General features: G+C 70.2%; 15 protein-coding genes. 9 read left to right on the top strand and 6 right to left on the bottom strand.

What is annotated here, in order from left to right; all coding sequences use genetic code 11:
- The coding region (locus tag AB0N03_RS51115; protein ID WP_364388635.1) for an ATP-binding protein at nucleotides 1-1,031 on the bottom strand (1,031 nt) is incomplete at its 3' end.
- A 417-nt stretch (nucleotides 1,032-1,448) separates the two neighbouring features.
- Here AB0N03_RS51115 and AB0N03_RS51110 point away from each other — a divergent pair.
- From AB0N03_RS51110 to rfbB, 3 genes are all read left to right on the top strand, one after another.
- Nucleotides 1,449-2,741: a histidine kinase gene (locus tag AB0N03_RS51110; protein ID WP_364388633.1), complete on the top strand. Its 1,293-nt coding sequence runs from the start codon at nucleotides 1,449-1,451 to the stop codon at nucleotides 2,739-2,741.
- 162 nt (nucleotides 2,742-2,903) lie between these two features.
- On the top strand, nucleotides 2,904-3,791 hold the full coding sequence (gene rfbA, locus AB0N03_RS51105; protein ID WP_364388631.1) for a glucose-1-phosphate thymidylyltransferase RfbA: 888 nt from the start codon (nucleotides 2,904-2,906) through the stop codon (nucleotides 3,789-3,791).
- Nucleotides 3,792-3,810: 19 nt separating this feature from the next.
- A complete protein-coding gene (gene rfbB, locus AB0N03_RS51100) occupies nucleotides 3,811-4,782 on the top strand; it encodes a dTDP-glucose 4,6-dehydratase (protein WP_364388629.1) in 972 nt (323 codons plus the stop codon).
- A 1-nt stretch (nucleotide 4,783) separates the two neighbouring features.
- On the opposite strand, the gene AB0N03_RS51095 is transcribed toward rfbB, so the two are convergent.
- Complete coding sequence (locus AB0N03_RS51095; protein ID WP_364388627.1) at nucleotides 4,784-6,262, bottom strand: glycosyltransferase family 39 protein; 1,479 nt, start codon at nucleotides 6,260-6,262, stop codon at nucleotides 4,784-4,786.
- 204 nt (nucleotides 6,263-6,466) lie between these two features.
- Here AB0N03_RS51095 and AB0N03_RS51090 point away from each other — a divergent pair, with 204 nt between their 5' ends.
- Nucleotides 6,467-7,693, top strand: a complete 1,227-nt coding sequence (locus AB0N03_RS51090) for a macrolide family glycosyltransferase (RefSeq protein ID WP_364388625.1) — start codon at nucleotides 6,467-6,469, stop codon at nucleotides 7,691-7,693.
- Between the two features lie 84 nt (nucleotides 7,694-7,777).
- Here the strand turns inward: AB0N03_RS51090 and AB0N03_RS51085 are convergent, their stop codons facing one another.
- A complete protein-coding gene (locus tag AB0N03_RS51085; protein ID WP_364388623.1) occupies nucleotides 7,778-8,626 on the bottom strand; it encodes an ABC transporter permease in 849 nt (282 codons plus the stop codon).
- A 3-nt stretch (nucleotides 8,627-8,629) separates the two neighbouring features.
- On the bottom strand, nucleotides 8,630-9,631 hold the full coding sequence (locus AB0N03_RS51080; protein WP_364388621.1) for an ATP-binding cassette domain-containing protein: 1,002 nt from the start codon (nucleotides 9,629-9,631) through the stop codon (nucleotides 8,630-8,632).
- A gap of 202 nt (nucleotides 9,632-9,833) precedes the next feature.
- Here AB0N03_RS51080 and AB0N03_RS51075 point away from each other — a divergent pair, with 202 nt between their 5' ends.
- From AB0N03_RS51075 to AB0N03_RS51060, 4 genes are all read left to right on the top strand, one after another.
- Nucleotides 9,834-11,045, top strand: coding sequence for a macrolide family glycosyltransferase (locus AB0N03_RS51075; protein ID WP_364388619.1), 1,212 nt, complete (start codon nucleotides 9,834-9,836; stop codon nucleotides 11,043-11,045).
- 20 nt (nucleotides 11,046-11,065) lie between these two features.
- Complete coding sequence (locus tag AB0N03_RS51070) at nucleotides 11,066-12,250, top strand: cytochrome P450 (RefSeq protein ID WP_364388617.1); 1,185 nt, start codon at nucleotides 11,066-11,068, stop codon at nucleotides 12,248-12,250.
- Nucleotides 12,251-12,643: 393 nt separating this feature from the next.
- On the top strand, nucleotides 12,644-13,336 hold the full coding sequence (locus tag AB0N03_RS51065) for a LuxR C-terminal-related transcriptional regulator (protein WP_364388615.1): 693 nt from the start codon (nucleotides 12,644-12,646) through the stop codon (nucleotides 13,334-13,336).
- 235 nt (nucleotides 13,337-13,571) lie between these two features.
- Nucleotides 13,572-13,718, top strand: a complete 147-nt coding sequence (locus AB0N03_RS51060) for a hypothetical protein (RefSeq protein ID WP_284748679.1) — start codon at nucleotides 13,572-13,574, stop codon at nucleotides 13,716-13,718.
- A gap of 340 nt (nucleotides 13,719-14,058) precedes the next feature.
- Here the strand turns inward: AB0N03_RS51060 and AB0N03_RS51055 are convergent, their stop codons facing one another.
- Together AB0N03_RS51055 and AB0N03_RS51050 are read right to left on the bottom strand one after the other, a co-directional pair.
- Nucleotides 14,059-15,114, bottom strand: coding sequence for a ketoacyl-ACP synthase III family protein (locus tag AB0N03_RS51055; protein ID WP_364388613.1), 1,056 nt, complete (start codon nucleotides 15,112-15,114; stop codon nucleotides 14,059-14,061).
- Nucleotides 15,111-16,325 (bottom strand): macrolide family glycosyltransferase, encoded by a 1,215-nt coding sequence (locus tag AB0N03_RS51050; protein ID WP_364388611.1) that lies wholly within the window; start codon nucleotides 16,323-16,325, stop codon nucleotides 15,111-15,113. The genes AB0N03_RS51055 and AB0N03_RS51050 overlap by 4 nt, the downstream gene beginning before the upstream one ends.
- 266 nt (nucleotides 16,326-16,591) lie before the next feature.
- On the opposite strand from AB0N03_RS51050, the gene AB0N03_RS51045 reads away from it, so the two are divergent.
- Entirely contained in the window at nucleotides 16,592-17,785 is a 1,194-nt protein-coding gene (locus AB0N03_RS51045; protein ID WP_364388609.1) for an aminotransferase class I/II-fold pyridoxal phosphate-dependent enzyme, read from the top strand.
- Nucleotides 17,786-17,915: the final 130 nt, after the last annotated feature.

Genomic DNA, 17,915 nt, shown 5'->3' with positions numbered 1-17,915 from the left:
GGCAGCCGGACGTCGAGCCGGCCCGGCTCGGCGGCGGCCGCGCGGGACAGGTGGGCGACCGCGGTCGCCGGGTCGCCCCGGTGCTCCGCGGCGGCCGCGGCTTCGAGCGCGAGGTCGATCATCCAGCGCTCCTCGAGCCGCGGCAGCGCGCCGAGGTGCGGGGCGACCTCGGCGGCGGGCCGCGCGTCGTCGTTGAGCACCCGGGCCGCGCGCAAATGCAGGTGGGCGAGTTCTTCGGCGGGCGTTTCCGCGAGCAGGCGAGATCGGACCGACCGGTCGAGCACGCTCCCGGCGAACAGATTCGCGCGTCGAATTCCGTCGATCGCGATCCGCACCGGCCGCGCGGGCAGCCCGCACAAAGCGGCCACCCTCGTCACGTCCTGCTCGTCGAGGACGGCGACGGCGGTGGCCACGGTCCGTACCTGCGCGGACAGCCCGGCCAGCGCGTCGACCGGGCTCGAGGCGGCGACTTCCCAGCGGTGGCACCGGTCCTGCGCACCGATCTGCCCGAGGGCCCACGTGCCGGGGCCCGCCTCGTCGGGCCGGCGGCAGAGGACGAGCAGAAACCGCTCTCCGCGGCCGCACCGCAGCAGGAAGTCGAAGAACCGCACCGACGATTCATCGCACCACTGGGCGTCTTCGACGACGATCACGGAATTCTTTTTCCGCAATGGCCCGGAAAGCAGCAATGACCGCAGCGTGCGGAATTTCCGGTGCAGCGCGGAACCGTCTTCCGCGGGCAGTTCCAGAGTGCGCGCAATGGCCCCGCCCGGATCGGCGTGACCGGAGAACAGCTCGGTGAGCGCGTGGAACTCGGGCGGTTCGCCGACTTCCCCGCCGGAAAGGCGAAGAATATTCGCGGACCGGCCCGTTTCCGACGTTTCGAAGCCCGTGAGCAGGGCGCGGACGCCGCCGTCGGGCGTCCCGTCCACCAGCGCGGCCTGCGCGGACTCCGTCCACGCCAGCGCCGCACACCGGGACAAGGCGCCCGAATACCCGGCGAAGACCGGGTCCGGAGTGGATTCCGACATGCCGCCATCGACCTTTCTGCAAGCTCGGCAAAACCGAGCCCATTCCCGCAGCCCCCAGAGCCGCCGAAGGATCTGACCGTCCGAACGTTATTGACACCGCCGCCGGGATGAAAACCACCGTCGGTGCCCGATCTGTGCCACTTCCTCCACTAACAGGTGACCGTACCAGGCGCGACGCATGCTGTCAGCGAAGACCACCACCCGGACGGGTGACATACTTGTAGCATTACCGAGCCCCTAAAACTGGACATTTAACCAAGACTTGAGGTCCCCCTTGTTGCCCGTGGGCCGACGGGGTGACGGGGAACCAACGAAAGTTGTCGGTCCGTCCTCCGGCGGGCAACTTTCGTCGCTAGTCCGGTCCGGGAACCCGCGGTCCTCCTCCGGAAGGGGGACCCGGGAGCTACCGTGGAGCCCGTGTCGGACGTCACTCCAGGTACTCGAACCACGCTGCGTGAGCAGCCAGGCCCCCGCGGGAGGCACCAGCACGAACTGGCGACGCTGCTCAGCCTGGCGGTGATCTTCGGCGCGCTCGACGTGGCGATCAGCATCAACAGCCATCCCACCACCGGCTGGGCCGGCCCGCGCGCCGACCTGATCCTCCAGCTGCTGGTCGACGTCTCGGTGCTCGGGCTGCGGCGCTTCCCCAAGACGGTCGCGGGCATCGCGCTGGCGGTCACGTTCGCGACGGTGCTGGCCGACGCGCTCGCCCCCGGCCTGCTCTCCCCGGAGGACCCGGCCAGCCCGCTGATCCTGCCCCGCATCACGCCGGTCATCGTGATCTTCCTGGTCCGGACGAAGAGCCCGCGCGTCGCGTTCCCCCTCATCGGCGCGCTGGCGATCATCGGCAGCGAACCGTGGGCGCCCAGCTGGACGATCACCCCGGTCGGCCTGCTCAGCACGATCGGGCCCGCGGCGGTCGTGTTGTACCTGGAAGCGCGCAAGCAGCTGCTGCAGGAGCTGCGCGACCGCGCCGAGCGGGCCGAACGCGAGACGCACCTGCTGGCCGAGCAAGCCCGGTTCGAGGAGCGGCGCCGCCTCGCCGCGGAGATGCACGACGTCCTCACCCACGGGCTCAGCCTGATGGTCCTGCACGCCGGCGCGCTGGGCATCAGTTCGCAGGAACCCGACGTCCGCAAGGCCGCCGAGGAGATCCGCGCGCGCGGCGCGATGGCGCTCGACGAGCTGCGCGACCTGGTCGGGGTGCTGAACACGACCACGGCCGACGTCTCCGAGCGGATGGCGAACCCGAGCCCGCGGACCGGCTCGGCGGGCACCCCGGAGCAGCCACCCGACCCCGCCACGCTGGTCACCGAGTCGGTCGCGGCCGGGATCGCGGTGGAGCTGGACGTCGAGGGCGAGCGCTCGCAGATGTCCCCGACGATCGCGCGCACGGTCCACCGGATCGTGCAGGAGGCGCTGACCAACGCCCGCAAGCACGCGGCGGGCGCCGAGATCCGCGTCGAGCTGCGTTACCGGCCGGACGGCGTCGGCATCCGCGTGATCAACACCCCGCCCCGGCGGCAGCCGGACGAGGTACTGGCCGGCAGCGGTTCCGGGCTGGGGTTGTCGAGCTTGCGCCACCGCGTCGAGCTGGTCGGCGGGACTTTGCAGGCCGGCGCCACTCCGGACGGCGGGTTCCGGATCGCGGCGGACCTGCCGGCGTACGTGCCCACGACGGAGAACCGGCTGAAGCACCCGGCCCGCTGAACCCTCGCGCACGACGTCATGAACGACTCTTTCACCTCGTCCGACGACATGAACGACTCGTTCATGACGTTCGCCGGGGCCAGGACTGGAGATTCTCCTACTACTCCCGCGCTTAGGGTCGGGCCGGTCGCGACCCTTACCGACCAAGAACGTGAGGCCCACATGAAAGGCATCATCCTGGCCGGCGGCAGTGGCTCCCGACTGCATCCGGTCACGCTGGGCGTCTCCAAGCAGCTCGTCCCGGTCTACAACAAGCCGATGATCTACTACCCCCTCTCGGTCCTGATGCTCGCCGGCATCACCGAGATCCTGCTCATCTCGACCCCGCACGACCTGCCCGCGTTCAAGCGGCTGCTCGGCGACGGCGCCGAGCTCGGGCTGAGTCTCAGCTACGCCGAGCAGGCCCACCCGAACGGCCTCGCGGAGGCCTTCATCATCGGCGAGGAGCACGTCGGCGACGACACCTCCGCCCTCATCCTCGGCGACAACATCTTCCACGGCCAGGGTTTCTCCGACGTCCTGCGCGCCGCGACGCTCGACCTCAAGGGCTGCGTCCTGTTCGGCTACGAGGTCTCCGACCCGCACCGCCACGGCATCGGCGAGATCGACGCCGACGGGAACCTGATCTCCATCGAGGAAAAGCCCGCCGACCCGAAGTCGAACCTGGCGCTCACCGGCCTGTACCTCTACGACAACGACGTCGTCGAGATCGCCAAGGGGCTCAAGCCGTCCGCGCGGGGCGAGCTGGAGATCACCGACGTCAACAACGTCTACCTCGACCGGGGCCGCGCCGGCTGCGTCGACCTCGGCCGCGGCTTCGCCTGGCTGGACACCGGCACCCACAAGTCGCTGCTGGACGCCGGCCAGTACGTGCAGACGATGGAAGCCCGCCAAGGCGTCCAGATCGCCTGCCTCGAAGAGATCGCGCTGCGCATGGGCTTCATCGACGCCGACCAGTGCTACGCGCTGGGCGAGCGGATCGGCAGCTCGGGCTACGGCGAGTACGTCATGGACTTCGCGCGCCGCGCGCGGCCGCTCACCACGGTCTGAACCCCGGAGGATCCTTCCCATGCGCATGGTGGTCACCGGCGGCGCCGGTTTCATCGGCTCGGCCTACGTCCGCAACGTGCTTTCCGGCCACTACGCCGGTTTCGCGCCCGACGAGCTGGTCGTGCTCGACAAGTTCACCTACGCGGGCAACCGCGCGAACCTGGCGCCCGTCGCCGGGGACGAGCGCCTGCGCGTCGTCGTCGGCGACATCTGCGACCCCGACGTCGTCGAGCGGGAGCTGACCGGCACCGACCTCGTCGTGCACTTCGCCGCCGAGTCCCATGTGGACCGCTCGATCGCCGGGTCCGCGGAGTTCGTCCGCACCAACGTCCTCGGCACCCAGACCCTGCTGCAGGCCGCACTGGAGCGCGAGGTCGGCAAGTTCGTCCACGTGTCCACCGACGAGGTGTACGGCTCCATCGACGTGGGCTCGTGGCCCGAGAGCCACCCGGTCGCCCCCAACTCGCCGTACTCGGCCTCCAAAGCGTCCTCCGACCTGCTGGTCCGCGCGTTCTTCAGCACCCACGGGCTCGACGCCTCGATCACGCGCTGCTCCAACAACTACGGGCCGTACCAGTTTCCCGAGAAGGTCATCCCGCTGTTCGTCACCAACCTGGTCGACGGGCTCCAGGTCCCGCTCTACGGCGACGGCCTCAACGTCCGCGACTGGCTCCACGTCGACGACCACTGCCGCGGCATCCAGCTCGTCGCCGAAGGGGGCCGCGCGGGCGAGGTCTACAACATCGGCGGCGGCACCGAGCTGACCAACCGCGAGCTGACCGAGCGGCTGCTGGAAATCACCGGCCGGGACCACACCGCGATCCGCCCGGTCGAGGACCGCAAGGGCCACGACCGCCGCTACTCGGTGGACATCACGAAGATCTCCACCGAGCTCGGCTACTCCCCGCAGGTCGGCATCGACGCCGGCCTGCGCGACACCGTCGACTGGTACAAGAACAACCGCGGCTGGTGGGAGCCGCTCAAGGGCTGAGCTACTGCGTGCGCAACTCGGGCCACAGAGCGTCCCACGCGGTGTTCCGTCCGCTGAAGACGGTCATCAGCTGCGGCACGACGTCCTGGTGGCGGTCGAACGCGCCGGCCACCACCGGGCTCGCGTCGCCGACGAACAGGACGCTGTCGACGCTCTCGTCCGGGTGCCCGAAGTAGAAGTACCCGCGGTGCGCGCTGTAGACGGCAGGCAGTCCGCGTGCGCTGCCGAAGAGCTGGAGGTCGGCGGCGAAGGCGTAGCTGTCGGTCATGATCGCCGTCCGGGCGCGCTGCTCGGGCGGCAACGAGCGGTAGACCTGCACGACGGCGTCGGAGAGCTGGCCCAGCTGGCCGTCGGACTGCACGAAGACCTTCGCCGTCAGCGGCACCAGCGGCACGTCCGGGATGCGCTCGGCCCAGGACTTCGGGTAGATCGGCAGCGCGACGAGCGCCTGCAGGATCGACGCCGCGACCAGCACCCAGCCGGCCACCTTCGCGGCGGTGGGCCACTTGACGTCCTGCAGGCCCACCGCGCCGGCCGCGAACAGCAGCGCGTACAGGCTGTAGACGTAGTAGGACCGGCCGGAAGTCAGCAGGTAGGCCACGATCAGCACCAGGAACGCGACGCCGAGGAAGCGGTAGGGCCGCAGGTCGCGCGCGGCGAGCAGGCGTCCGAAGCCGAACAGCGCCAGCGGCACGCCGAGCACCAGGCCGGGCCCGGACAGCAGCTCGAGCAGGAACGCGCCGGTGCCGGGGAACTCGGCCGCGACGACCCCGGACATCCGCGTGTACGGCCAGCCGTTCGCGGCCTGCCAGACCAGCGTCGGCACGGTGGTCAGCGTCGCGACCAGCGCCCCCGCCCACAGCAGCGGGCGGCGCACGAGGTCGCGCGGCCCGAAGACCAGCGACGCGGCGGCGAGCGCCACCCACAGCGCCGGCACCAGGAACTTCGTCTGCAGCGACACGGCGGTCACGAGCCCGGCGACGAACAACAGCCGGTCGTCGCGCACCCGGGTCCACCGCACCACCAGCCAGACGATGAGCGACCAGAAGAACGGGTCGATCGAGTAGGTCGCGAGGTAGTGGCAGATCAGCGTGGCGCCGGACATCGCGTACGCCGCCGCGGCGACGGTCTGCGCGACCCGGCGGCCGCCCAGCTCGCGGGCGATCAGCGCGCTCAGCACGATCCCGCCGACCGCGGCCAGCGTCGCGGGCAGCCGCAGGGCCACCAGCGAGCCGGGGAACAGGTGGTCCAGCCCGGCGGCCAGGAACGGCACCAGCGGCGGCTGGTCGAAGTAGCCCCACGCGGGGTGGTCGCGGCCGGCCACCACGAAGTAGGCCTCGTCGAACGAGAACCCGTAGTTGCGGCTGGCGATGAGGAGCAGGGCTCCGGCGACTCCCGCGATCAGGAGAACCGGAGTCCGCGCGAACGCCGGGCGCGTGCGGCCCGGCCGGCTGTCGGTGGTCTCACTGGTAAGGGTCATACCTCGAGTAGACCCGAGCGGAGCCCGCGTTTCTGCGGCCGGGAGTCCTCAGCCGAGGCAACGAAAGTCGATCAAGCCGCGCGGATCCGCAACCTTCGCAGTCACTCGGAAGTGATGTTTCAGCACGGAAAGTGAGGGTAGCGATTCCCCTAGACTTTGCCCGTGAACCGGCTCTGAACTGGGGTTTTTCGCGATACTCCAGCCATGATCCAGGGCCGGCACATCGTCTTCTTCAGCTTTCCGGGCGTCGGGCACATCAACCCGATGCTGGGCCCGGTCGAAGCGCTCGCCGAGCGCGGCCACCGGGTCACGTTCGTCGTCGCCGAGCAGTTCGCGCACCTGCTGCGCGACAGCCCCGCCGAGGTGCTGCCGTACCACTCGGACTTCCCCGCGTCGGTCACCAAGGTCGACAGCGCCGACGACGCCGTGACGATGATCATCGACCTCATGCGCGAAGGCTTCGCGGCGCTCGAACCGGCGCTGGAGCGCCTTTCCGGCGACCGCCCCGACCTCATCGTCCACGACACGATCAGCGGGAACGCCGCCCGCGTGCTCGCCCGCGCCTGGGACGTCCCGCTCGTCGAGAGCTGTCCCGTCTTCATCGAGAACGACGACGATGAGATCCCCGGCTCGCCCCAGCCTCCCGACGACCACCCGGCCGCCACCGATTTCGACCACCGGGACCCGCGCCTGGCGCGGTTCGGCGAAGAGTTCGGCGCGGGCGTCTCGGCGCTGCTCACGCGGCACGGGCTGGACCCGGACCTGGCGATGGAGAGCCTCACGCCGGCCGGCGACGAGCCGCGCCTGGTCTACATCCCCAAGGCGTTCCACTACGGGAGCGAGACGTTCGGCCCGCGCTACCGGTTCGTCGGCCCCACCGCGGACTGCCGTCCCCTCGAAGGCCACTGGACCCCGCCGGGCGACGACCGGCCGGTGGTGCTGATCTCGCTGGGCACGTCGATGAGCAAGGACCTCGGGTTCTTCACCGGCTGCATCGAGGCGTTCCGCGGGAAACCGTGGCACGTGGTGCTGACGCTGGGCCGCGGCGCCGACCTGGCCGCGCTCGGCGAACTGCCGCCGAACGTCGAGGCGCACAACTGGATGCCGCACCCGTCGGTGCTGAAGCACGCGTCGGCGCTGGTGTGCCAGGCGGGAATGGGCAGCGTGCTGGAGGCGCTGCGCTACGAGGTCCCGATCGTCGCGGTCTCCCACAGCGGCGAAACCCTGGCCAACGCCCACCGCGTCGCGGAGCTGGGCCTGGGCCGGCACATCCCGGTCACCGAGGCGAGCGGCCAGGCGATCTTCGACGCGGTGGAGTCTCTGGCGGCGGATGATTCGCTGACCGCCCGGCTCGCGCTGATGGCCAAGGAGATCGAGCAGGCCGGTGGGGCGGCCGCGGCCGCCGACGCCCTCGAAGCCCTGCTCCCGTAAGCAGTCCGCCGCCGGCAACGTCATGAACGACTCTTTCCTGTCATCAGGCGACAGGAAAGAGTCGTTCATGACATCCGGGCGCGGTCAGGCGGAGCGGCGGAAACCCCGCGTGGCGACGATCGCGCCGGTGAGTCCGATCAGGCCGGCCGCGCCCAGCGCCGCCAGCCCCCCGATCCCCACCGGATTGCCCAGCGCCAGGTTCCGCGACGCGTCCACCGAGTAGGTCAGGGGGTTCACCGTCGCCACCGCGCGCAGCCACGCCGGCAGCGAGGACAGCGGGACGTACGCCGAGGACGCGAACATCAGCGGGAACATCACCATCGACGTCACCCCCTGCATCACCTCGACGTTGCTGATCCAGACGCCGATCGCCATGAACATCCAGCTGAGCGACCAGCCCACCGCGATGCACATCAGCCACGCCAGCAGCACGCCGGTGAAACCGCCGCCGGGCGAGAAGCCGAACAGCGTCGCGGCCAGCACCAGCATGATCGCCAGCTGCAGCGCGTGCCGCACGACGTCGGCGAGACTGCGGGCCACCAGCACCGACGCCGACGCGATCGGCAGCGTGCGGAACCGGGCCACGACGCCGTTGCGCATGTCGTCGAGCAGGCCGACGCCCGACTGCAGCGCCACCGAGAGCGAGCCCATCACCAGCACCGCCGGCATCAGGTAGTCGATGTAGGACACCCCGGCCGGGAACGAGCTGGTGCCGGCCAGGCTCGCGAACACCTGGCTGAACAGGATCAGCATGATGAGCGGCTGCAGCAGGCCCAGCAGCACCAGCGCCCGGGACGCCACGACCGCCCGCAGCGAGCGGCCGGTCAGGATGATGATCTGCATCGGCACCGAGGTGCCCCGCCACGGACCGTCGCCGCCCGGTCCGGCCACAGTGGATCGGTCCGAAGTGGACAGTGTCATCGGTGCACTCATGGGTCAGTGCCTCTCGGTGTCGGTGGGGGAATCGCCCGGCCCGCCGGAGAGCGCGAGGTACACGTCGTCGAGGCGGGGGTCGACCAGCGCCAGCTCGACCGGCTCGACCTTGACGTCGTCGAGCGCCCGGACCACCCGCGCGAGGTCGGTGGACTTCTCCACCGGCACCGTCAGCGCGAGGCCGGCCAGTTCGTCCACTCCGGACTCCCGAGGGTCCATCCCGGCGAGGCGGACCGCGTCCGCGGCGCGCTCGGCGTCGGCCGTGTCGGCCAGCGTCAGGATCACGGTGCGCTTGCCGACCTGCGCCTTGAGCGAAGCCGAGGTGCCCGCGGCGATCACTTTTCCGTGGGCCAGCACGACGATCTTGTCGGCGAGCCGGTCGGCTTCGTCGAGCATCTGGGTGGTGAGCAGCACGGTCGAGCCGTCGCGCACGAGCTGTTCGACGATCTCCCACATGGCGATCCGGGCCGCCGGGTCGAGGCCCGTCGTCGGCTCGTCGAGGAAGATCACGTCGGGGTGGCCGACCAGGCTGGCGGCCAGGTCGAGCCGCCGTCGCATGCCGCCGGAGTAGGTCTTCGCCGGGCGCCCGGCCGCTTCGAGCAGGCCGAACGCGGTCAGCAGCTCGTCCGCGCGCTGTTTGGCCGCCTTCGTGGAGGCGCCGAGCAGGCGCGCGATCAGGATCAGGTTGCGGAAGCCGGAAAGCTGCTCGTCCACCGAAGCGAACTGGCCGGTGAGCCCGATGCGGCTGCGCAGCGCCACGGCGTCGCGCTGCACGTCCAGCCCGGCGACACTGGCCCGGCCCGACGTCGGGGTCACCAGCGTGGTCAGGACGTTGACCAAAGTGGTCTTGCCGGCGCCGTTGTGGCCCAGCAGCCCGCACACGGTGCCGCGCGGCACCCGCAGGCTGACGTCGTCGAGCGCGCGGACCTTGCCGAAGTTCTTCGTGACCCCTTCGACTTCGACCATGACGTCGGCGGTGGCGGCGCGGGCGACAGGTGCCGGCACCACGGGTAGCGTGCCGGTCACGGCGCGAACCTGCCGGAGATCGGGTGCACGATCAGGATCACGACCGGTTCCTCCAGTTCGCCGATTCGGACATGTCTACGGTTAGCACACGGCGAATCCCCTTTTCCCTGCTCATCGCGGGACCCGAGGGGTTCGCCTAGACATGGTTGACTGGCTGCCGCGCCCGACTAGTTTTCGAGACATGACTCCCCCGCCGGGAAGCCACGTCGCCTTCCTCAACTATCCCGCCCACGGCCACGTCAACCCCACGCTGCCCGTGGCGGCCGAACTCGTGCGCCGCGGCCACCGGGTGAGCTACGTCGTGGCCGAGCAGTACGCCGATGCCGTGCGCGCCACGGGCGCCACCGTGCTGCCGTACGAGTCCCACGTGCCGAAGTCGTGGGACACCGTGGCGATCCCGGAGAAGATCACCGGCGACGTCGTCGCGGAGGCGGGCCTCGCCCAGGCGCTGGAAGGCTTCGCGCCGCTGCGGACCGCGCTCGGCGCCTTCGAAACCGACCGGCCGGACGTCTTCCTGTACGACGCTTTCGGTTACCCCACCGGACGTCTGCTGGCTCGCAAGTGGGAGATCCCGGCCCTCCTGATGTGCTCGACGTTCGTCGCGAACGAGAAGTTTTCGCCCTACGCCTCGATGGCGGGCAAGGTCCCCGCACCCGACCCGGACCACCCGGCGCTCGCCAAGGCCGCGTCCGTGGTCGAGGACGTGCTCGCCGAACACCTGCCCGGCACGTCCGCCGCGGAGCTCGCGGAAGCCCGTGAGGACACGAAACTCGTGTTCCTGCCGCGGGAGTTCCAGCCGGGCGGTGACACCTTCGACGACGGGTTCGCCTTCGTCGGGCCGTGCCTCGGCGACCGCGCGGGCGGCTGGACCCCGCCGGACTCCCGGCCGGTGCTGCTGATCGCCATGGGCAGCTTCGGCTACCACCACCAGCGCGAGTTCTTCGCCTCGTGCCTCGAGGCGTTCGCCGGGTCGCCGTGGCACGTCGTCATGACCATCGGCCGCCTGGTCTCGCCGGCGGACCTCGGCCCGGTGCCGCCGAACTTCGAGCTGCACCCGTGGGTGCCGCAGCCGGCCGTGCTGAGCCGGGCGAGCGGGTTCGTCTCGCACGCCGGCATGGGCAGCACCATGGAGTCCCTTGCCCTGGGCGTCCCGCCGGTGGTCGTGCCCCGCACGCTGGAGCAGGAGATCGTCGCCGACCGGCTGGCCGAGCTCGGTCTCGGGGTCCGGCTGGACCCCGCCGGCGTCGACGCGGGGTCGCTGCGCAACGCCGTCACCGGCCTCGCCGAGGACGCCGGCGCGCACGAGCGCGTCGCCCGGATGCGCGAGCACATCACCGACGCCGGAGGTGCCGCGGCGGCCGCGGACCGCGTCGAGGCCCGACTGACCGCCTGATCCTTGGGAGTGAATCCGACGTGGACACCACCGACCTGACCGCTGCGCCGGAGATCGCCCCGGACGGCGGCGCTTCGCTGCTCACCTGGCTGGAAAAGATGCGCGCGGACACGCCCGTGTGGCAGGACGAGGCCGGGGCCTGGCACGTGTTCCGGTCCGCCGACGTGCGCCGCGTCAGCACCGACGCGCAGCTGTTCTCTTCGGACACGACGCGCCTGACCTCGCCCGGGGACCAGGCACCCCCGGGCACCCTGCTGGTCATCGACCCGCCCGAGCACCGCAAGCTGCGGCGCCTGGTCAGTCAGGCGTTCACGCCGAAGGTGGTCGCCGACCTCGAGCCGCGGATCACCGAGCTCACCCGGGAGCTGCTGGCCGCGGTCGAGCCGGGCGCGACGGAGTTCGACCTGGTCGACGTGCTGGCCTACCCACTGCCGGTGATCGTCATCGCCGAACTGCTCGGCGTGCCCGCCGAAGACCGCGCGCTGTTCCGGGGCTGGGCCGAGGCGCTGATGGCCCTGCAGGTCGACGACCCGAGCACCGGCGAGAAGCTCGCCATCGCGATCGAGGAGATGGAGGCGTACCTCAACGCCCGGATCGCGGAGCGGCGCGCGCAGCCCCGTGACGACCTGCTGTCCCGGCTGGTCGAGTCGGCGATCGACGGCGAGCGGCTGACCGACGAGGAGGTCGGCAACTTCACCGCGTTGCTGCTGCTCGCCGGGCACGTCACCACCACCATGCTGCTCGGCAACGTGCTCCTCTGCCTGGAGGACGCCCCCGGCGTCTACGAGCGGGTGCGGGCCGACCCGTCGCTGGTGGAGCCGCTGCTCGAGGAGGTGCTGCGGCTGCGGCCGCCGTTCCCCCGGGTGGTCCGGGTGACCACGGCCGACGTCGAGGTGGCCGGCACGGTGATCCCCGCCGACTCGATCGTCTGGGCCTGGGTGGTCTCGGCCAACTACGACGAGCGCGAGTTCGCCGACCCGGCGCGGTTCGACCTCCACCGCAAGGGAGGTGCGCACGCCGCGTTCGGGCACGGCATCCACTTCTGCCTGGGCGCGCCGCTGGCGCGGCTCGAGGGGCGGATCGCGCTGGAGCTGCTGTTCGAGCGGTTCGAGCACCTGCGGGTCACCCCGGGCGCGGAAGTGCCGTTCCACGCCGGCGGCGTGTTCGGCGTCCAGCAGCTGCCGGTCACGACCACCGCGAGCTGACCAGCCGCGGAACCGTCCGGTGAGCGGCGGGTGAACGCGCCGTGGTGCGCCGGTACCGCACTACCGAAGGTGCGCCCCGGGGTGCCGTACCTCCGGCCGGGCGGACCACAGTGTTAGCGCCCAACCGACCGGGCGGCATTGACGGGCCATATCCCGTTGGCTAGCGTACGAGACGTCGTTTGGTTTGTTTCCAACGAAACGGACCGAAGCGGCTCTGGCCGGGTGGACTCGAGGATCGTTCTGGGGAAGGACTCGAGAGTTCCGCTGGGGTGGTGTGAATAACCCATCCGGACAGCTGCCGTTGACCCTCTTGAGGGGAGCTCGGGGGTCGCTGACGTCTTTTGTCCGTGGACAATGCCTGAACCGTAGAACGAATCTGGGGGTTCGAACTCGATGAACACGCGTGTCGATTCCTTGGTCGAGCGGCCGGCGGCGCTGCCGCACGGCCTCCCGGCCGTCGCCGAAAGACAAAATCAGAACGTCCCCTCCTTCGACCTGTCCGATGTCTGCATCGCGAATCTGGGACCCGACCTCCGGGTCATCGAGGCCAATGGCGACTTTCTCCGTCAGCTGGGCCGAACCGCGTCCGACGTTTTTGGACAGAGCTTTGTGGACTTCGTGCACCCGAGTGCCAAACAGTTCACCCTCCAGCAGCTGGCACGGCTGAACGAAGGCCGCCGGGACCGCTTCAGCGCGCGCCTGGTGGGCGTGCGGCCCGCGCAGCCGGTGCTCTCGGGCGGCCTGACCGGCATCGCGGTGCGCAGCCAGTCCGGCCAGGTCACCACGATCGTCGTGCTGATCAAGCCGGACCGCGCCGCGGAGGCCCCGCGGCCGGCGATCGAGAAGACCAAGCTCCTCAGCGAACTCGACGCGAAGGTCCTCGAGGGCGTCGCGGCCGGGATTTCGACCGTGCAGCTGGCCTCGAAGCTCTACCTGAGCAGGCAGGGCATCGAGTACCACGTCGGCGCGATGCTGCGGCAGTTCAAGTCGCCGAACCGCTCGGCGCTGGTCTCGAAGGCGTACTCGCAGGGCATCCTGTGCATCGGCCAGTGGCCGCCGAAGGTCACCCCGCAGTACATCCGCTGATCACTTCCCCAGGGGCCGGCCGGGCCGCCCGGGTTGGGGTCGATGTCCGGTTCACGCCGACATCGACACCGATCCGGCGCGCCCGGCCGGCCCATTTCCCGCGGGCCGGGAAACCTCCGGTAAATTCCCTGAATACGAGTTCGCCCATGGTGCGCCCGGCGGTACCCTGCGCTATCCTGCGAAGGCAGGGATCGATTTTCACGATGACGGCCGGCGCAAAGAAAGGACTGACTCGGTGGGTATTTTCGGGAAAAAGGAAGACGATTCCAAGAAGAAGCCGTCCGACTCCAAGGCGGACAACGCCAAGGCCGACGACGAAAAGAACCGCAAGCGCCGCAGCCGCCTTTTGGGCGGCGCGTACGGCGGCGGCAGCGGCGGCTGAGCCGGCACACCGCTGACGAAGTTGAATCGGGTGGCACGAGGGAGACCTCGGACCACCCGATTCGCGTTTCCAGGCCCGTGTAGTGAGTTCACAGGCTGTTGGTCAGTTTCCACCTGTGGTACGGAGTGGCTACCGTGTGGCAACAGCGGTCGTACCGGGAGTGACCGGTGTGGGCCGGTGTGGGCGGTTCAGGGGGTGGTTCGGTAGGGGTCCGGGGCCGGGCGGCCGCGCGGGCGGAGGTCATGAACGACTCGTTCACCTCGTCCGGCGTCATGAACGACTCGTTCATGACGTCCGGACCGTCGCCGCCCCCACCGGGCCACGTCCGGCGAAGGCGACCTCAGCCCCTCGGCACGACCGGCTCGGCCCACTCCGGCACGTCCAAGATCTCCACCACCGCGCCCGCCACACTGACCCCCGGCGCGATCCCGACCATCAGCACGTGGTCCCCCGGCACCAGCTGCCCCGTCCCGAGCATGTTCGCCAGCGACGCCACCTGGTCACTCGCCCCGAGATGACCCAGCCCCCGCCCGAACTCCCAGTTCGACTTCTCCAGCGGGATGCCCAGCATCGCCAGCAGCCCGTCCTCGACGTACGTGCGCGAGCCGTGGTTGTACGCGATGCGGCTGACCCCGTCGATGCCGATCCCGGCTTCGGACAGCACGCGGTCGATCAGCTCAGAACGCGTCTTCAGCAGGTTCAGGCCACTGTGGAGCATCGTGTCGCGGTTCTCGAACCCGAAGAAGTCGATGCGCTCGGCGAAGTCCATGAACCGGCCGATCGTGGCACCCGGCGGGAACATCGGCTCGTCGCCGCGGTGCATGCCCTCCAGCTCCGGCACCGTGATCGAGCTCGCCGACTTCAACCGCGCGAAGCCGGACGTCGTGTTCAGCACCACCGCCGTCGCGCCGTCGCCGATGACGAAGTCGGGTCGCAGGCAGCGCCAGCGGTTCACCAGCGGGGACGTCGAATTGTCCGACGCGACCGTCATCGCCGTCCCGCCGCCGCGGGCGATCAGGTACGTCGAGGCCAGCTCCAGCGCTCCGAACATGCCGTTGCAGCCTTGGCGCAGCTGCGCCGCCAGCAGGTCGCCGCCCACCAGGTGCCGCTGCAGCCAGAACTGCGGGAACCAGCCGTCGGGGCCCGAGTGGTAGTTGTCCGCGTACAACAACACGTCCAGGGACTCCGGGTCGACGCCCGCGCGGGCCACAGCTTCCTGCCCGGCCCACAGCGCCATGTCCGGGGCCGGCGTCTCGCCCGCGCAGGCCGCGCCGGTCAGGCCGGACGTCTCGGCGTCCTCGGCGGTCATCCACCCCTGCTCGATCGCCGCCTCGACGCCGGTGGTCGCCGGCACGTACGTGCCGATCCCGCTGAGGTAGACCTCCGCCAGCTTCACTTCGCCTCCACTTTCGCTCCCAGCCACGATTCGACGGCGTCGGCCGCGCGGGTCTCCCCGCCGGCCAGCGCGACCTGCTCGCTCATCCACCGGACGCGCTGGGCGACCACCGGATCCGACGCGGTCGCGACGACCGCCTCGAGCAGTTCCTCCTCGGTGACGTCGGTGCGCGACACCACCCGGCCCAGGCCGAGGTCGGCGACGCGGGCCGCGGTCACCACCTGGTCGCTCTGGGACGGCGTCATCACCATCGGGACGCCGTAGTGCAGCGCCTCCATGGTGCTGCCCAGCCCGCCGTGGGTGACGAAGACCCGGGTGTGCGGCAGCAGCGCCGCGTGCGCGACGAACGGGTGCGCCTCGATGGTGGCCGGCAGCGGGCCCAGCTCAGCGGGGTCGACCCACCGGCCGAGCGTCAGCACGACGTGGTACGGCTGCCCGGTGAAGGCGCGCACGCACTTGCGGAAGAAGCCGACCTGCTCCCGGCTGCGCGAGGTGCCCAGCGAAATCAGCACGAGCGGCAGTCCGTCGGCGGGCGGGGTCCACTCCCCCGGCGGCACCGTCCGGTCGAAGCACGGCCCGACGAACGCGAACCGGTCGTCGAAGGTCTCGCCGCGGATCTGGAACGCCTTCGGCAGGTAGACGAGGTGGTAACCGCGATCGCCGCCACCGGTGTCCACATCGGACAACGCGTGCCCGGCCAGCAGCCGCTGGGTGTTCTCCACGAACGCCGTCAACTCGGGGTCGGCGAGGTCCGGCGGCTCGGCGGAGTCCGACTCGGCCTGCGCCTCGTTCAGGCGGAAGTGCTCGTTGGACGCGAACTCCGGGACCGACTGCACCACCGGCACCGACCACTTCCGCGCGATCAGCCGCGCCGTCTCGGACGCCGCCAGGTCGTGCACGACCAGGTCCGGCGGGTCGTCGGCGAACCGCCGCATGGCGGCGTCCAGCGGCGCGAGACCCTCGCCCATGAACGCCAGCATGGCCCGCAGCGCGTAGCCGTCGGAGGCGGTGTCGCCCAGCCCGGTCGCCCACGGGAACGTCGAGGTGTAGGGCAGTACTTCGGCGCCGGTCGCCGCCACCTTCGCGGCGAACTCGCCGACCACGGCGAAGGTGACCCGATGGCCGCGGCGCACCAGCTCGGCGACGATCGGGAGGACCGGCGCGACGTGCGCGTACGCGGGGAAACTGAAGACGGCGATGTGCCTGCTCACCACCGCATCGTCGGACACCGGAACCCCGGGTGGCACCGGCTACCACGCAAGTTCTGGCTATTTCCCCCCAAAACCGCTTTGAACGTTTCTACGCCGGGACGACTAGTGGGTTCCACAGAGTTTCCCGGCAAGATCGCATCACCCGGTCGCGCCGTACCTATCCTGCAGACGACCGCACGAGGGGGATCTCAACAACTGTTGTAAAGCAACGAAATGCACGTCATCGCGGGAAAGGGCAGACCGCGACCCCTGGGGAAGGACCTTTCATGAAGACGAGCGTTGACGACCTGGCCCTCTTCGGCGGCCCGATGGCCTTCGAGAGAACCCTGGTGGTGGGGAAGCCGAGCACCGGGGACCGGGCGAAGTTCTACGAGCGGCTCGAAGTGGCCCTCGACAGCGGGCGCCTCACCAGCGGCGGCCCGCTGGTCAAGGAGTTCGAGGCGCGGATCGCCGACCACGCCGGCGCCAAGCACTGCGTCGCCACCTGCAACGGGACGATCGCGCTCGAGGTGATGGCCCGGGCGGCCGGGTTGACCGGCGAAGTCATCATGCCGTCCATGACCTACGTCGCGACCGCGCACGCGATGCGCTACCTCGGCCTGACGCCGGTCTTCTGCGATCTCGACCCGGCCACCGGCTGCATCGACCCCGAGCAGGTCGAGCGCCTGATCACCGAGCGCACGACCGGGCTGGTCGGCGTGCACCTGTGGGGCCAGCCGGCCGCCATCCAGGAGCTGGAAAAGATCGCCGAACTGCACAACCTGACCCTCTTCTTCGACGCCGCGCACGGCATCGGCTGCAGCTTCGGCTCCCAGCCCCTCGGCGGGTTCGGCAAGGCCGAGATGTTCAGCTTCCACGCGGCGAAGGTCGTCACCACCTTCGAAGGCGGCGCGATCGTCACCAACGACGACGACTTCGCCCAGCTCGCCCGCTACACCCACAACTTCGGCTGGGGCGAGGAGCACGTCACCGAGTTCGCCGGCACCAACGCCAAGATGAGCGAGGCGTCGGCGGCCATGGGGCTGACCTCGCTCGACGCGCTGCCCGCGACCATCGCCGCCAACCGCGCCCACTACGAGCAGTACACCGCGGAGCTGGCGGGGCTGCCCGGCCTGGAGATGCACCGCTACGACGAAGAGAACCGCAACAGCTACCAGTACAACGTCGTCAAGGTCGACGAGGAGGTGTGCGGCCTGTCCCGCGACACCATCCTCGATCTGCTGCGGGCGGACAACGTGCTGGCGCAGCGCTACTTCTCGCCGTGCGTGCACGAGTGCGAGCCCTACCGCACCGAGGGGCCGGTCTCGTTGCCCGCGACCGACGCGTTCTCCCGTCGGGTGCTGACGCTGCCGACGGGACCTTCGGTCAGCAGCGAGCAGGTCCGCGAGGTCTCGGCGCTCGTGGCGTTCGCGATCGAGCACGCACCCGAGATCCGCCGCCGCTTGGCCTCCCGCGGCTGACCGAACGTCATGAACGACTCTTTCATGTCGTCCGGCCTGGATCCACCGGTGAATGTGCTGGCCGGTGGTATGTCGTAGACGCGCAGATGCCCTCTGACCTGGGATGATTGTTCTTGTCTAGGGAACACCA

The organism is Amycolatopsis sp. NPDC051061, from assembly GCF_040682935.1.
Classification (GTDB): Bacteria; Actinomycetota; Actinomycetes; order Mycobacteriales; family Pseudonocardiaceae; genus Amycolatopsis.
The sequence above is the reverse complement of the archived record's forward strand: the minus strand, read 5'-3'. Positions and strand labels throughout refer to the sequence as shown.

Excerpts from the sequence above, each read along its gene's own strand:
- AB0N03_RS51065 (WP_364388615.1), top strand. The coding sequence starts at position 12,644 with ATGAACACGCGTGTCGATTCCTTGGTCGAGCGGCCGGCGGCGCTGCCG.
- AB0N03_RS51045 (WP_364388609.1), top strand. The coding sequence starts at position 16,592 with ATGAAGACGAGCGTTGACGACCTGGCCCTCTTCGGCGGCCCGATGGCC.
- AB0N03_RS51095 (WP_364388627.1), bottom strand. The coding sequence starts at position 6,262 with ATGACCCTTACCAGTGAGACCACCGACAGCCGGCCGGGCCGCACGCGC.
- AB0N03_RS51085 (WP_364388623.1), bottom strand. The coding sequence starts at position 8,626 with ATGAGTGCACCGATGACACTGTCCACTTCGGACCGATCCACTGTGGCC.
- rfbA (WP_364388631.1), top strand. The coding sequence starts at position 2,904 with ATGAAAGGCATCATCCTGGCCGGCGGCAGTGGCTCCCGACTGCATCCG.
- AB0N03_RS51075 (WP_364388619.1), top strand. The coding sequence starts at position 9,834 with ATGACTCCCCCGCCGGGAAGCCACGTCGCCTTCCTCAACTATCCCGCC.
- rfbB (WP_364388629.1), top strand. The coding sequence starts at position 3,811 with ATGCGCATGGTGGTCACCGGCGGCGCCGGTTTCATCGGCTCGGCCTAC.
- AB0N03_RS51090 (WP_364388625.1), top strand. The coding sequence starts at position 6,467 with ATGATCCAGGGCCGGCACATCGTCTTCTTCAGCTTTCCGGGCGTCGGG.